This window comes from Kingella oralis (assembly GCF_014054985.1).
Taxonomy (GTDB): domain Bacteria; phylum Pseudomonadota; class Gammaproteobacteria; order Burkholderiales; family Neisseriaceae; genus Kingella_B; species Kingella_B oralis.
This window is the reverse complement of the sequence record NZ_CP059569.1, coordinates 1,232,843-1,245,789: the sequence shown is the minus strand read 5'-3', so window position 1 is coordinate 1,245,789 and position 12,947 is coordinate 1,232,843. Positions and strand designations below refer to the sequence as shown.

Annotated in this window: 9 protein-coding genes; 2 read left to right on the top strand and 7 right to left on the bottom strand. The window is 52.4% G+C overall.

The genetic code is table 11. The features are described 5' to 3' along the window. Nucleotides 1-30: 30 nt before the first annotated feature. The 6 genes from H3L93_RS06630 to H3L93_RS13335 all read right to left on the bottom strand — a co-directional run bounded on the left by H3L93_RS06630 (nt 31) and on the right by H3L93_RS13335 (nt 9,092). Nucleotides 31-2,949 carry a type III restriction-modification system endonuclease gene (locus tag H3L93_RS06630; RefSeq protein WP_003795028.1) on the bottom strand — a complete coding sequence of 973 codons (2,919 nt, stop codon included), beginning with the start codon at nt 2,947-2,949 and terminating at the stop codon, nt 31-33. A 1-nt stretch (nt 2,950) separates the two neighbouring features. Continuing rightward, entirely contained in the window at nt 2,951-4,840 is a 1,890-nt protein-coding gene (locus H3L93_RS06625) for a site-specific DNA-methyltransferase (protein ID WP_003795031.1), read from the bottom strand. A gap of 614 nt (nt 4,841-5,454) precedes the next feature. Further along, nucleotides 5,455-6,315: a phosphoribosylaminoimidazolesuccinocarboxamide synthase gene (locus H3L93_RS06620; protein WP_040558173.1), complete on the bottom strand. Its 861-nt coding sequence runs from the start codon at nt 6,313-6,315 to the stop codon at nt 5,455-5,457. 301 nt (nt 6,316-6,616) lie between these two features. Then, complete coding sequence (locus tag H3L93_RS06615; RefSeq protein WP_003795036.1) at nt 6,617-7,792, bottom strand: alpha-hydroxy acid oxidase; 1,176 nt, start codon at nt 7,790-7,792, stop codon at nt 6,617-6,619. A 186-nt stretch (nt 7,793-7,978) separates the two neighbouring features. Then, complete coding sequence (gene thrB, locus H3L93_RS06610; RefSeq protein WP_040558409.1) at nt 7,979-8,902, bottom strand: homoserine kinase; 924 nt, start codon at nt 8,900-8,902, stop codon at nt 7,979-7,981. A 55-nt stretch (nt 8,903-8,957) separates the two neighbouring features. Further along, nucleotides 8,958-9,092, bottom strand: a complete 135-nt coding sequence (locus H3L93_RS13335; RefSeq protein WP_003795042.1) for a hypothetical protein — start codon at nt 9,090-9,092, stop codon at nt 8,958-8,960. A 56-nt stretch (nt 9,093-9,148) separates the two neighbouring features. Here H3L93_RS13335 and hisC point away from each other — a divergent pair, with 56 nt between their 5' ends. Next, nucleotides 9,149-10,375 (top strand): histidinol-phosphate transaminase, encoded by a 1,227-nt coding sequence (hisC, locus tag H3L93_RS06605; RefSeq protein WP_003795044.1) that lies wholly within the window; start codon nt 9,149-9,151, stop codon nt 10,373-10,375. Nucleotides 10,376-10,608: 233 nt separating this feature from the next. After that, complete coding sequence (gene hisB / locus H3L93_RS06600) at nt 10,609-11,202, top strand: imidazoleglycerol-phosphate dehydratase HisB (protein ID WP_003795048.1); 594 nt, start codon at nt 10,609-10,611, stop codon at nt 11,200-11,202. Nucleotides 11,203-11,374: 172 nt separating this feature from the next. Here hisB and H3L93_RS13330 read toward each other — a convergent pair whose 3' ends face one another. Further along, nucleotides 11,375-12,940 (bottom strand): beta-galactosidase, encoded by a 1,566-nt coding sequence (locus H3L93_RS13330; RefSeq protein ID WP_155803034.1) that lies wholly within the window; start codon nt 12,938-12,940, stop codon nt 11,375-11,377. Nucleotides 12,941-12,947: the final 7 nt, after the last annotated feature.

Here is a 12,947-nt window from a genome sequence, read left to right as displayed (position 1 = left end):
TGGGATAAACCGTTTTCAGGCTGCCTTTTTTTAGCTCCCCTCCTGCCCCAAACACCTGCGTATCACCCCCGCCACTCTGTCGCTTTCAAACTGCTTACTGAACAAAATCTTCACGCCGCTTTGGCGGCCAAGTGCGTCGAACATTTTTTGCGCGTGTTCGATTTTCTGGTTTTCTTCTTGGCGCAAATCGTCGCTGTCTTCCACTTTTTTACTTTCCAGCACCAGATTCAGCGTTTCGCCGGTATCGGTTTTGACGAAATAGGCGAAATCGGGCGAGTAGGTGCCGCCGCCGGCCACGGGGATTTTGATGGCGTTTTTCGGGATTTTGGCAAACACCACCACTTCGCGCACTTCGCCGCCGCTGCCGCAGCCGGTGATGTTGTCCTGTTCCAGCGGGCTGTCGTAAAACACGCTGTCAAACAGAAACTGTGCCAGCGGCTCGTGCTGCGTGTCGTGCATGGTGCCGAAAACCGCGTCCACTTCGGGTTTCGGGCGGCCGTTTTCGTCGGTAAACAGGGTAGGGTGCACGCTGCCGCCGATGCTTTGGTAGGCTATTTGAAATTCGTGGAACGAGTGGAGCAACAGCCAGCGGGAAAAGCCGACTTTGATGGCGCGGATGGTTTGGAAGTTGAGGTATTTTTCCACTTCAAAACAGTCGCGCACGGCGTAAAAGGCGCAGTGCAGCGTGTCTTGCCGAATCAGTGTGCTTTGCGCCAGCTTTTCCAAAAAATCCCGATAAGTCATATTTACCAGCGGCTCGAAAGCGTCTTCCAAGCTGTCTTGGCGCACGGCGGCAAGCAGGCCGTTTTGCACGCGGATTTCGTTTTGCACGGTGCGGATGCCCGCAGGGGCGAATTTTTCGGCTTTGTCTCGCAGAAACTGCGTAAACAGTTGTAAAAACGCTTCTTCGCTGTCGATTTTGTATTGCAGAAACGCTTTGCGGTTGATGGCTTCCCACAGGGTTTTCAGTTCATCGTATTTGCCGACGCGCATTTTGACGGTTTGCCGTTTTGCGCCCGCATGGTCGATTTTGCCTTTTTTGAGGCCATCTGAAACGGCGAATGCGCGTGGAAACTGTTTTTTCGTTTCGGCAAAGCCGTTTGCTGAAAACACATCGTTGTCGTCGGTAAAATCTGCCAGTCTGCTGCGGATGCTTTTTTTCGTTTCCGTCGGGTAGGCGGCGATGATTTTGTCCAGCAGTTCGTCGTCCAGCTTGTCAAACACCGTCAGGCGAACCAGCGTGCTGTTTACTTCGCCCGTGAGTTTCTCCACAAAATCGCGCTCGCTGCCGTCCACAAAGTAATTCAGGAAAAACGCCTGTTCCTTTACCCGCGCCATGTATTCGTTTACCGGCAGGCGCAGGCCGCGCCCGACTTCCTGCAATTTGCTGGTTTCGCTGCCGCTGGAACGCAGCTTGCAGATTTGGAACACGTTGGGATTGTCCCAGCCCTCGCGCAGCGTCCATTTGGAAAAAATAAAGCGGCGCGGGTTGTTTAGGGAGAGCAGCGTTTCTTTGTCGTGCAGGATTTCGCTGACTTCCTGTTCGATTTTTTCGTCTTTGCCGCTGTTGTCCTGCGAGAAATAGCCGCCGTGGGTGGCGGATACGTCGTTCAGCGCGGTTTGCCAGTAGCTGCGTAAAAAGGCGTTGTTTTCGTTTTTCAGACGACCTTGCAGCTCGGCCGTTACCATTTGCTCAAACAGAGTTTTCAGGCTGCCTGCAAGGGCGTTTTTTTCGCGGTAGCCGGCGATGTCGTCGATAAAAAACAGCGTGAGCGGTTTGATGCGCCCGCCGCTGCGGGTGAGCAGTTCCGCTTCCAAATCAAAATGTTTCTTTACCGCCTGCCGCATCATTTTGTCGCGCACCGTGTTGCAGTAGGAATACGGGCTGATGCTGCCGCCGCGTTTGAGTTCCACGCCGTTGCTCAACACCAGCGTGGTTTTGTTCATCTCCGCCACAAACAAATCTTCGATTGCGCCGTGGATGGTTTTCAGGCTGCCTTCCTTGCCCAGGCGGTAGGTTTTGCCGCCCGATTTAAATACTGCTTCGCCGTTGTCCAAATCCGCCAGCGTAATGCGTGCGCCGTTATCGCCGTCGGTCTCTTCAGCGAACACGCGGATGCCTTTGACCAAATCGTCGTTAAACGCGTCCACAGCCGTTAAGCGGTAAACCAGATTTTCAAACCGCCCGTTAAAGGTTGCGCCGTAGCGCAAAACAAACTGGGGCGCGAGTTTCAGCAGGTTGGCCCAGGTTTTCTTTTCGGTGGGGAATTTGTGCGGCTCATCGACAATCACAAAGGGCTTTACCGAAGCCACCGCTTCAAACGGCTTGGAAAACGTGTCTTTAATCAGGCGGCTGCCGTCGTTGGCCTGCGTGGTGCCCGCCATCGTGTCGGAATTGACCATGCCCGCGTTAATCAGCAGCACATGGATTTTCTTGGCATCGTCGGTTTGCACGAAACGGATGATTTCAGACGGCACAAAGCTCTTTTTGCCCTTGCCCGGTTTCGCGCTTTCCACCGTATAAAGCTCGATTTGGACATCGCCGTAAACGCCTTCAAAATCGGTGCGGAAATGCTGTTTCAACGCTTCGCCCGCCAGAAATTTTTTCGTGCCCGCCTTGATGGAAAGCGTCGGCACGACGACCACGAATTTGAACACGCCCAGCGTGCGGTGCAGCTCATACATGGTTTTGGCGTAGGTGTAGGTTTTGCCCGTGCCCGTTTCCATCTGAATATCGATGATGTTGCCCGCAGCGGGCGGCGCGCCATCAATATTGTTCAGCCTTTGCAGGCTTGCGATATTGCGTTGCAAGAGGCCGTCTGAAAACACGATTTCGGGGTTTTCGCCGCGCCCGCTGATGTTTGCCGACGCACGGTCGAACACGCCCAAAACCGCGCGGATGGCGGATTCCTGATGCGGCAGATTTTTTTCGTAAGTAAAGCCCGCCATTTCAATACCTCGCCAGCACGTTTAATTTCAAGGATTTTTTGTTGGCATAGCCCTCCACCGCCTGCGCCAGCTCGCGCTGCATCGCGCTTGCCATGTTCGCGCCGTAGAAAATCACCCGCTCGGGCGCGAAATCCGCGTCGCTGTCCAGTTTTTCAATCAGGGCTTTTACCGTTTGCGAAGTGCAGCCTGCCGCCATGAAATACACATTGCCGCCGCACAAATGCGCCGTATAGCCCGCCAAATCCAACGGACGCACCGGCGCGGTAAGCGGGCAGCCGTCGTACACGCGCCAAGTGGTAAGCAGCGTATCAAGCTGTTCGGAGTTCAAATCGGCGCGGACACTTTCGGGCAGCAGCGGCTGCTGCGGGTCAAACGCTTCATCCGAGGCAGCCTGAAAACGCGGCACGGTGGTGAAAATTTTGAAGCCCAAATCGCCCGTGTAATGGGGATAGTCGGCGCGGATTTTCGCGGCGGCTTTTTCCAAACGGGCTTGGGTGATTTGGAAGATGGTTCTGTAACCGGCGTTATAGGCTGCTTTATGCTCTTTCTTTTTTGCACTTAGAATGTCTGCAATTTGAATGCATATGTACTTTCTTAATTTATAAGGATAGTTTGCATTTATATTCATGACAGCATGGGCGGTTGTTCCACTTCCCGCAAAAAAATCTAAGATTAGATCATCTTTTTGCGTGCATATTTCAATTAGAAATTCGATAAAGCCAGTGTATTTAGGGTATTTAAAAATATTCTTTTGTTTGAATAGATTGGCAAGTTCTTCAGTACCTAGGGCATTGTTAAATCCATTAAAAAGAATTTGTCTGGGGCGTTTTCCTAATTCAGGTAGCCTTTGCTTAAAATGAACATTCCAACCGTTTTTTGTTTCTATAAATTTTGCTTCTCCATCATCTAAATCCTTTTTCAATCTTTCTTGAGAACGCCTCCAACGTTCACTTTTGATTGAGCCATCAGGAAATGTAATTGAGTAATACAGGCTATCCTCATCTTCGTCTTCGTCAGAAGCTAATCCTGCGCGACTGTAAGTATCCCAAAAAAACTTCCCTTCTTTGTCCGTTTCTGAATATCGCTTTAAATCTTGTTCGGTATGCGGTGTGTAAAATGTGTTAAGCATATTTTTATTTTTTGCATACACCAACAAATAATCTGCTTCAGTAGCAAATTGCTTGTTATCAGAACCGCCACCTACTTTCGCTCTTCTGATTGCAGTAGATACAAAATTCTCCTCCCCAAACACCTCATCACACAAAATCTTCAACTGCGCCTGTTCATTGTCGTCGATGGAGATAAAAATCACGCCGTCTTCGCGCAAAAGCTCGCGGGCGATGTAGAGGCGCGGATACATAAAGGTGAGCCACGCGCTGTGGGAATTGGATTTTTTCGCGGTAAATTCCAGCACGCGGCAGGCTTCGTCCAAATCCATGCCGCCCAAACGGGCAAGCTGTTCGGGCGTGAACCGGCGGTCGTCCTGATACACAAAGCCGTCGCTGCCCGTGTTGTAGGGCGGGTCGATGTAAATCATCTTCACCGCGCCGGCATAGGCGTGTTTCAGGTGTTTGAGGATTTCAAGGTTGTCGCCTTTGAGCAGCAGGTTTTGGCTGGCGGCGTTTTCAGACTGCCTATTGTGGGCGACGTCTTCCGCCAGCAGCGTTTCGGGCGGCGCGTCGCGCAGGGCTTTGGCGTAGGATTTGCCCAGCCAGTTGAGGGAATAATATTCTTTCTGCACGGGCAGTCCGTCCGAACGCAGGCTCTCGGCCAGCCGTTCGGGCACAAACGCGCCGTTTTTGTCGAAACATTCGGGAAACTGCCGTTTGAGCAGATAAAGACGCTCCTCGCTTGGAGCAGAGCGGGAAAACAGATCGTCGCGGGCAGTCATTTCACACCCCCGTCTGCTGTTTTAACTTGACAAGTATTTGATTTTAAATTAAAATTGCTGGGTGCTGGGTGCTGGGTGCTGGGTGCTGGGTGCTGGGTGCTGGGTGCTGGGTGCTGGGTGCTGGGTGCTGGGTGCTGGGTGCTGGGTGCTGGGTGCCATAGTTCTATCCTAAATACATAAAAGAGTGGTATTTTAGCATTAGCCTTAAATTCTTAGGCAGCCTGAAAATGGATTTACTCTATTTCCAGGCTGCCTATTAGTGAAATCTAATTGCAAAAAAATGACTGCTATAATCCAGCAGTCATTTTTTTGCACTAGGCAGCCTGAAACCACCCGAAAGCCCCCATGAACACCATGCCCAGTTGGTAGGTCGGGCATTTATGCCCGACAAACGCTGACCTATTTATCTATAGTCGTTCCAATTAAGACTTAGACAAGGCGGTGAGCCGCAGATAGTACAAGTAGTACAGCAAGGCGAGCCAACGCTGTATAAGGCTTAATTGGGACGACTATAATACGCCACTAAAAACGTCGGGCATAAATGCCCAACCTACTTAGGTTCTACAAGCGTTTCAGGCTGCCTTTGCGAAACATCAAAGGCAGCCTGAAAATTATTACGCCGTAAGCAACCGTAGGGCTTCTTGATACTTGGCAACGGTTTTTGCCAGCACATCTTCGGGGATAGCGGGGGCGGGGGGCTGTTTGTTCCAGCCGCTGCGTTCCAGCCAGTCGCGGATAAATTGTTTGTCAAACGACGGGGGATTGCTGCCGACTTGGTAGCTTTGCGCCGCCCAGAAGCGGCTGGAATCGGGGGTGAGCACTTCGTCCATCAGGGTGAGCGTGCCGTTGGCATCCAGCCCGAATTCAAATTTGGTGTCGGCGATGATGATGCCGCGGGTGGCAGCGTAGGCAGCGGCTTCGGTGTAGAGTTGGATGGCTTTGGCGCGTACTTGCTGGGCAAGTTCGCTGCCGATTAGGTCGGCGCAACGCTCAAAGCTGATGTTTTCGTCGTGGTCGCCCACTGCGGCTTTGGTGGAGGGGGTGAAAATGACTTCGGGCAGTTTTTCGGCTTCGTGCAGGTGAGCGGGCAGTTGGATGCCACAGATTTCGCCTGTGGCTTGGTAGGCTTTCCAGCCGCTGCCGCTGAGGTAGCCGCGCACCACGGCTTCTATTTTGACGGGGGTGAGCCGTTTGGCGACGACGGCGCGTTGGGCGATGGCGCGGGCGGTTGCTTCGGGCAGGATGTCGTGCACGGTTTGCCCTGTGAAGTGGTTGGGCATGATGTGGGCGAGTTTGTTGAACCAGAAGTTGGAGATTTGGGTGAGGATTTCGCCTTTGTGGGGGATGGGTTCGTTGAGGATGACATCAAACGCGGAGAGGCGGTCGCTGGCGACGATAAGCATGGTTTGCTCGTTGATTTCGTAGAGGTCGCGGACTTTGCCGGAGTAGAGTTTTTTGAGGGGGATGGTGGTCATGGTTAGGCTTTCTTTGGGGTGGTTGGGGGAATGGGCAGCCAGAAAGGGCTGGGGATGGGGTTTCAATCTTGCGCTTTGCGCGGCGATATACGCCTTTGGCTGTGCATAAGTTCGCATGGCGAAATCAAAGATTTGAACAAAGGGGCAAGGCTGTCTTTGCTGCGCTGGATTGCGATGTTTGGGGTAGTCTGAAATGGGTGGGCTTGGGCTGGGGTTATGGAGTGGGTGTGGCGGCGATACGCCACGTTCTGTTTCAGGCTGCATCAAGGGTTGGGGCAGCCTGAAAATGCTTTACCTGTTTTCAGGCTGCCTCGGGGTAGCTGCCTTTAACCAATATCTCGCGGGTTACGTTTTGGATGTCGCGGTGTCCTGTGAACGCCATGCTCAAATCCATTTCGTTGTACAGGATTTCCAGCGCGCGGGTTACGCCTGCTTCGCCGTAGGCGGCGAGCCCGTAGAGGTAGGGGCGGCCGATGAATGTGCCGCGTGCGCCGAGCGCCCATGCTTTTAGGATGTCTTGCCCTGTGCGGATGCCGCCGTCTAGCCAGACTTCGGTTTGGCTGCCCACGGCTTGGATGATGGCGGGCAGGGCGCGGATGCTGGATGGTGCGCCGTCTAGCTGCCTGCCGCCGTGGTTGGAGACGATGATGGCATCCGCACCGTGTTGCACGGCTTTTTCGGCGTCTTCGGGGTCTAGGATGCCTTTGATGATGAGTTTGCCGCCCCATAGGTCTTTGATGTGGGCGATGTCGTCCCAGCTGAGTTTGGGGTCAAATTGTTTGGCAACCCAAGGCATGAGTTCGGATAGATTGGTTACGTCTTTGGCGTGCCCTGCGATGTTGCGGAAGGTGCGCCGCCGGGTGTTGAGCATTTTCAGCCCCCATTCGATTTTGGTGGCAAGGTTGATGAGGTTGGCGAGGGTGGGGCGCGGGGGGACGGTGAGCCCGTTTTTGATGTCGCGATGGCGTTGCCCGACGATTTGCAAGTCGGCGGTGAGCACGAGCGCGCTGCATTGGGCAGCTTTGGCGCGGCGGATGAGGTCTGCCATGAATTCGCGGTCGCGCATCACATAAAGTTGAAACCAGAATGGGGCGGTGGTGTTTTCGGCGACGTCTTCGATGGAGCAGATGGACATGGTGGATAGGGTGTAGGGGATGCCGAATTTTTCGCAGGCGCGTGCGGCAAGGATTTCGCCATCGGCGTGGAACATGCCTGTTAGCCCTGTGGGGGCGATGGCAAGCGGCATTTTGACTTCTTGCCCGAGCATTTGGGTTTTCAGGCTGCGGTTTTCCATATCCACCAGCACGCGCTGGCGAAATTGGATGGGGGCAAAATCAGCGGCGTTGGCGTGGTAGGTGGTTTGTGTCCACGAGCCTGTGTCGGCGTATTCGTAGAACATTTTGGGTAGCTTGCGGCGGGCGATTTGGCGCAGGTCTTCTATGGTGGTGATTTGGGATAGGGGTGGAGTGAATAGCATGGGGTGTCCTTTTGGGGTTTTCAGGCTGCCTATTGATAGAGCGTCGGCGGCTCGCCGACATGGGCGGTTGGGTTGATGAGGTGGCTGGATGGTTAGCGTTTATGGCGATGAGCCGTCGCCGTTCCATTGTGGGCAGAAAAACAATAGGCAGCCTGAAACACAAAATCCGTTTCAGGCTGCCTTTGTTTACGCGCTGCGGTAGGCGAGTAATAAATTGCGGAATACGTTGGGGTCTTTGATAAAGGTCATTTCGCCCTCGGCGGGGAAGTGGTAATCCAACAGGCGCGATACCCAGAAGCGGACGCAGCCTGCGCGGTAGGCAGTGGGCAGGTAGTCTTGTTCGGCGGGGGTTAGGCGGCGGATGCTTTGGTAGCCGTTTAGGAAGGCGTGTTGCAGGGTGGGGTCTATGTGGTTGTTGGCGGTGCGCGCCCAGTCGTTGATGGCGATGGCGATGTCGTAAACAAAGCTGCCGTTGCAGGCGTAGTAAAAATCTATAAAGCCTGCGACTTGGTCGCCGTTGAGCAATACGTTGTCTTTGAATAAATCGGCGTGGATGATGCCGCTGGGCAAATCGGTATCGGGGTGTTGGGCGAGATAGGCGATTTCGTCTTGCAATAATTGCGCGTCTTGGGGTTCTAGGTGGGGGATAAGCTGTTGGACGCTGTCTGTCCACCATTTGGCGTGGCGGGGGTTGGGCATGGTTTGGGGGAAGGTTGCGCCTGCAAGGTGCATTTGGGCGAGCATGGCGCCGGTGTTGCGGCATTGGGCGGCGGTGGGATAGGCAACGTCGCTGCCGTTGAGTTTTTCTACGATGCAGGCGGGCTTGTTGGCAAGGGTGGCGGTGAGTGCGCCGTTGCGCTGGGCGATGGGGGCGGGGCAGGCAACGCCGTTGGCGCTCAGGTGTCGGGTGAGCTCCATGAAAAACGGGACTTCGTGCGCTTTCAGGGTTTCAAACACGGTGAGCACATAGCTGCCGCTTTGGGTGTGCAAAAAATAATTGCTGTTGGTTACGCCTTGGGCGATGCCTTGCAGGGATTGAAATTCGCCAAGATTGTATCGGGTGAGCAGTTGGCGCATTTCGTCGTCGGAAACGCTGGTGTAAACGGACATGGGGCAGCCTGAAAACGAATGGGGTTGAAAGGGAGCTATGATAGCAAATTTGGGCTTATTCGGCAGCCTGAAAAGGCGGTGCGCTGTGCCAAACAAAAGCATTTTCAGGCTGCCTTAACGCGCGCTCATGCAGCCTGAAAATGGGAAACTTCGCTTGGGGGCGTTTCCCATTTTGTGATACATTTAGCACCGTTTCAGCCAAACAATTCAAATATTTAATTCAAACTTTTCACGAGAGCGCAAACCATGCCTACATCTGTTATCCGTCCCGATATTCTCGCCCAAACCGCTTATGCCGTTGCCGATGTTCCCGCCGATTTCATCAAGCTGGATGCGATGGAAGTGCCGTATCCCTTGCCTGAAAACTTGCGCGCCGAATTAGCCGCCGAGCTGGCTGCCGCGCCGATTAACCGCTATCCCAACATCGCCGCTAGCCCCTTGCCACAGCTGCTGCGCGACACCTTTGCCATCTCCGAAGGCGCGCAAATCGTGCTGGGCAACGGCTCGGACGAAATCATCCAATTCATCACGCTGCTGGTTGCCCAAGCCAACGCCAGCGTGTTGGCGGTTGAACCCAGCTTTGTGATGTATCGCCGCAACGCCGAATTGTTTGGCTTGAACTACATCGGCGTGCCGCTCAACCCCGATTTCACGCTCAATTTAGAAGCCACGCTTCACGCCATCCAGCAGCACAAACCCGCGCTGATTTTCCTTGCCTATCCCAACAATCCCACCGGTGTGCCGTTTAGCCGCGAAGCCGTGGAAGCCATTATCCAAGCCGCCACAGGCATTGTGGTGATTGACGAAGCCTACGGCGCGTTTAGCCACGACAGCTTTATCGCCCAAGCAGGGCAGCCTGAAAACCTCGTGGTGATGCGCACATTAAGCAAAATAGGCTTTGCAGGCTTGCGCGTGGGCTACGCCGTGGGCAGCCCCGCCGTGATGGGCGAGTTAGCAAAAATCATGCCGCCTTACAACATGAACCAGCTTAGCCTTGCCGCCGCCGCCTTCGCCCTGCGCCATGCCGAAGCGTTTATGCAAAACATAGAAACGCTGAAAAACGAACGCGCCCGCGTTGCCAACGCGCTGGCAGAGTTGGAAGACGTAACCGTGTTCCCCAGCGAAGCCAATTTTGTAACCGTGCGCCTGCCCGATGCGCCGCTGGCGTTTCACACGCTCAAAGACAACAAGATTTTGGTGAAAAACCTGCACGGCGCGCATCCCCTGCTGCAAAACTGCCTGCGCCTCACCATCGGCACGCCCGAGGAAAACGACCAAGTGCTGCGCGTGCTGGCAAACGTGATTGCCGACCATATCCGCGCCAAACAAAGCGGCTTTTATGCCAACGCCGATGCCATCGCGCGGCTCAACGCAGGCATGATTAAAGGCGTGTTGCTGGCGGTGGTGCTGTTCTCGCTGATGAGCATTTATTTGTGCAGCCATTATTTCAGCGATTTGGTGGTGGCGATTTAGCCGAATTGAGTAGGTTGAGGCAGCCTGAAAATCGTTTTAGCGCAGCCCAAAGGTTGCCATTTCATGCGTTGCGCCGCATACCACGCTTGCCGTGCGCTGATGGCAATCATGCGCTCTCCGTTGTAATCCGTTGTAAATAACCCCAAAGGCAGCCTGAAACGCATCAAAAGCCGTTTCAGGCTGCCTCAATCCCATTTTCTCCCCATTTTCAAACACAACCACAAGGACACCCCATGCGAACCGCCACCATCACCCGCAACACCAGCGAAACCCAAATCACCGTTTCCCTTAATCTGGATGGCACAGGCAAAGCCCGCTTTGACACGGGCATTCCCTTTTTGGAACACATGCTAGACCAAATCGCCCGCCACGGCTTAATAGACCTAGACATCGTGTGCAAAGGCGATTTGCACATCGACGACCACCACAGCGTGGAAGACATCGGCATCACGCTCGGGCAAGCGCTCAAAGCCGCGCTGGGCGACAAAATCGGCATCCGCCGCTATGGGCACAGCTATGTGCCGCTGGATGAAGCATTAAGCCGCGTGGTGCTGGATTTATCAGGGCGCGCAGGGCTGGAATACCACATTGACTTCACCCGCGCCACCATCGGCAAGTTTGACGTGGATTTGTTTAGCGAGTTTTTTCACGGGCTGGTAAACCACGCCATGATCACGCTGCATATTGACAACCTGCGCGGCAAAAACGCCCACCACCAAGCCGAAACCGTGTTCAAAGCCTTCGGGCGCTCGCTGCGGATGGCGGTGGAATACGACGAGCGCATGGCAGGCAAAATGCCTTCTACCAAGGGGACGCTTACCGCATAATGCCCGCTGTGTTGTGTTTCAGGCTGCCTTTGAGTGATGCAAAGGCAGCCTGAAAATTGGTTGTGGAATGTATTAAGAACCTGTATTCACTATTCTCATCGGTATCTTTTATGTCATCAAATCTACCTATGCAAATAGTGAATACAGGTTCTTATTCCGAAATATTAATTAATTATTTTTTAATCATTTTTCGCAACACATTTACTGCCATTTTTTCTGTGCCATTATTACGCCACAAACCAAAATAATCCTCTGCTGTAGTAAGCTCTAATGCATCAGCTTTGCCATTATGGTCAGTATCTAAATTTGCATCAGGTTTACCATCATTATCGGTGTCAATATTCACATCTAATATTTTGTCATTATTGGCATCTTGGCTGATGATTCCTAAAACATATGGTTTACGATCATTTTCACCATTATATAAAATGATTGGTCCTTTATAATTTTTGCTTTTTTCAGCCGTTTCCAATAGCAAGCGAATAGTATTGGCTTGTTTTTCTTCATCTAGCCCTTCATACATAGCGGGTACGCCCACTTCTGTTGCCCAAATTTCTTTAGCATCGCCGTTATCAGCCATAATCTGATATAAGGTTTTTTCGTTAGCTGCTTGAGGCGCAAGATCAATATGAACTTTGTCGCCATACATAATTGCCCAGCCATTGGTACGCCATTCTTTGCCCGTAATCCCATATGGATGGTGTGAAAGCGTATCAAAATAACCTTTTGCACCTGCTGCATACATACGGTTTAGAAACTCAAATGGTGAAATGTAACCATCGCTATAGGGGCGTGAATCCCCCACTGTCATGCCTCCCGCTAAAATATTTACATTGGGATTTGCTTTGTGCGCAGCGATATAAGCTAGTTTAAGCAAATGTGTATAATTTTCAGGGTTTGGTTTAGGGTTCGTTAAGCTGTCATGCCAGAAACCAGGATTGCCAGGCTCATTCCATACTTCAAAATTGGATATTCCTTGTGGCGCATAGCGATGTACCACATCTCCCATAAATTTAGCAAAATCAGCATAATAAGCAGCTTTGGGCGCAAATGACGCTATATACATCCCATTGGTTTCCCATATTTCTTTTTCAGTATTAGATAACTTGTTGGCATCGCTTGCCCATTCTGGTGTGCCGCTAACTTGCATGAGAACTTTCATGCCATATTTTTTTGCTAGTTGCACAGCTGCATCAGTATCAGACCAATCGTATGTACCATTTTCTTTTGGCTGAATGCGATGCCATGAAGCAATTATGCGTACCCATGTAACACCTAATTCGGCAGCGCGTTTATATGAAATCTCTGCTTTCTCTAAATTGCTTCCCCAAAAAGGGTTGGTTGGCTGAATACCTATATTATTTAGAGTAGAGGATGGATTATGTATATTGTTGTGATTTTGTGTAGTGTTATGACCATTTGCGCCTGAATTGGAGTTATCGGGCGCAGGGGTAGGTGCGGGCGCAGATGGCGCATTGTTGCCATTGTTGTTGCTGTTGTCGGGCGGGATATGGGTGCCGTTGCCGTTGTTATTGGATGGCGGTGGGGGCGCGGGGGGATTGTTGTTTCTGTTTGGGTCTGTGGGATGAGTGCTGGAGTTTCTGTTTTTCTTAGTCGTTATTATGTGCGCATTTTTGTTGGATGATGCGCGCGATGATGCTGTTGTCATTTTTTTATCGTTTAAACAGCCTGTTAAACAAAGTGCCAGCAGCGGCAAGAACCAATAGTGCTTTTTCATGTTGCAA

Excerpts from the sequence above, each read along its gene's own strand:
- hisC (WP_003795044.1), top strand. The coding sequence starts at position 9,149 with ATGCCTACATCTGTTATCCGTCCCGATATTCTCGCCCAAACCGCTTAT.
- hisB (WP_003795048.1), top strand. The coding sequence starts at position 10,609 with ATGCGAACCGCCACCATCACCCGCAACACCAGCGAAACCCAAATCACC.
- H3L93_RS13330 (WP_155803034.1), bottom strand. The coding sequence starts at position 12,940 with ATGAAAAAGCACTATTGGTTCTTGCCGCTGCTGGCACTTTGTTTAACA.
- H3L93_RS06615 (WP_003795036.1), bottom strand. The coding sequence starts at position 7,792 with ATGCTATTCACTCCACCCCTATCCCAAATCACCACCATAGAAGACCTG.
- H3L93_RS06630 (WP_003795028.1), bottom strand. The coding sequence starts at position 2,949 with ATGGCGGGCTTTACTTACGAAAAAAATCTGCCGCATCAGGAATCCGCC.
- H3L93_RS06625 (WP_003795031.1), bottom strand. The coding sequence starts at position 4,840 with ATGACTGCCCGCGACGATCTGTTTTCCCGCTCTGCTCCAAGCGAGGAG.
- H3L93_RS06620 (WP_040558173.1), bottom strand. The coding sequence starts at position 6,315 with ATGACCACCATCCCCCTCAAAAAACTCTACTCCGGCAAAGTCCGCGAC.
- thrB (WP_040558409.1), bottom strand. The coding sequence starts at position 8,902 with ATGTCCGTTTACACCAGCGTTTCCGACGACGAAATGCGCCAACTGCTC.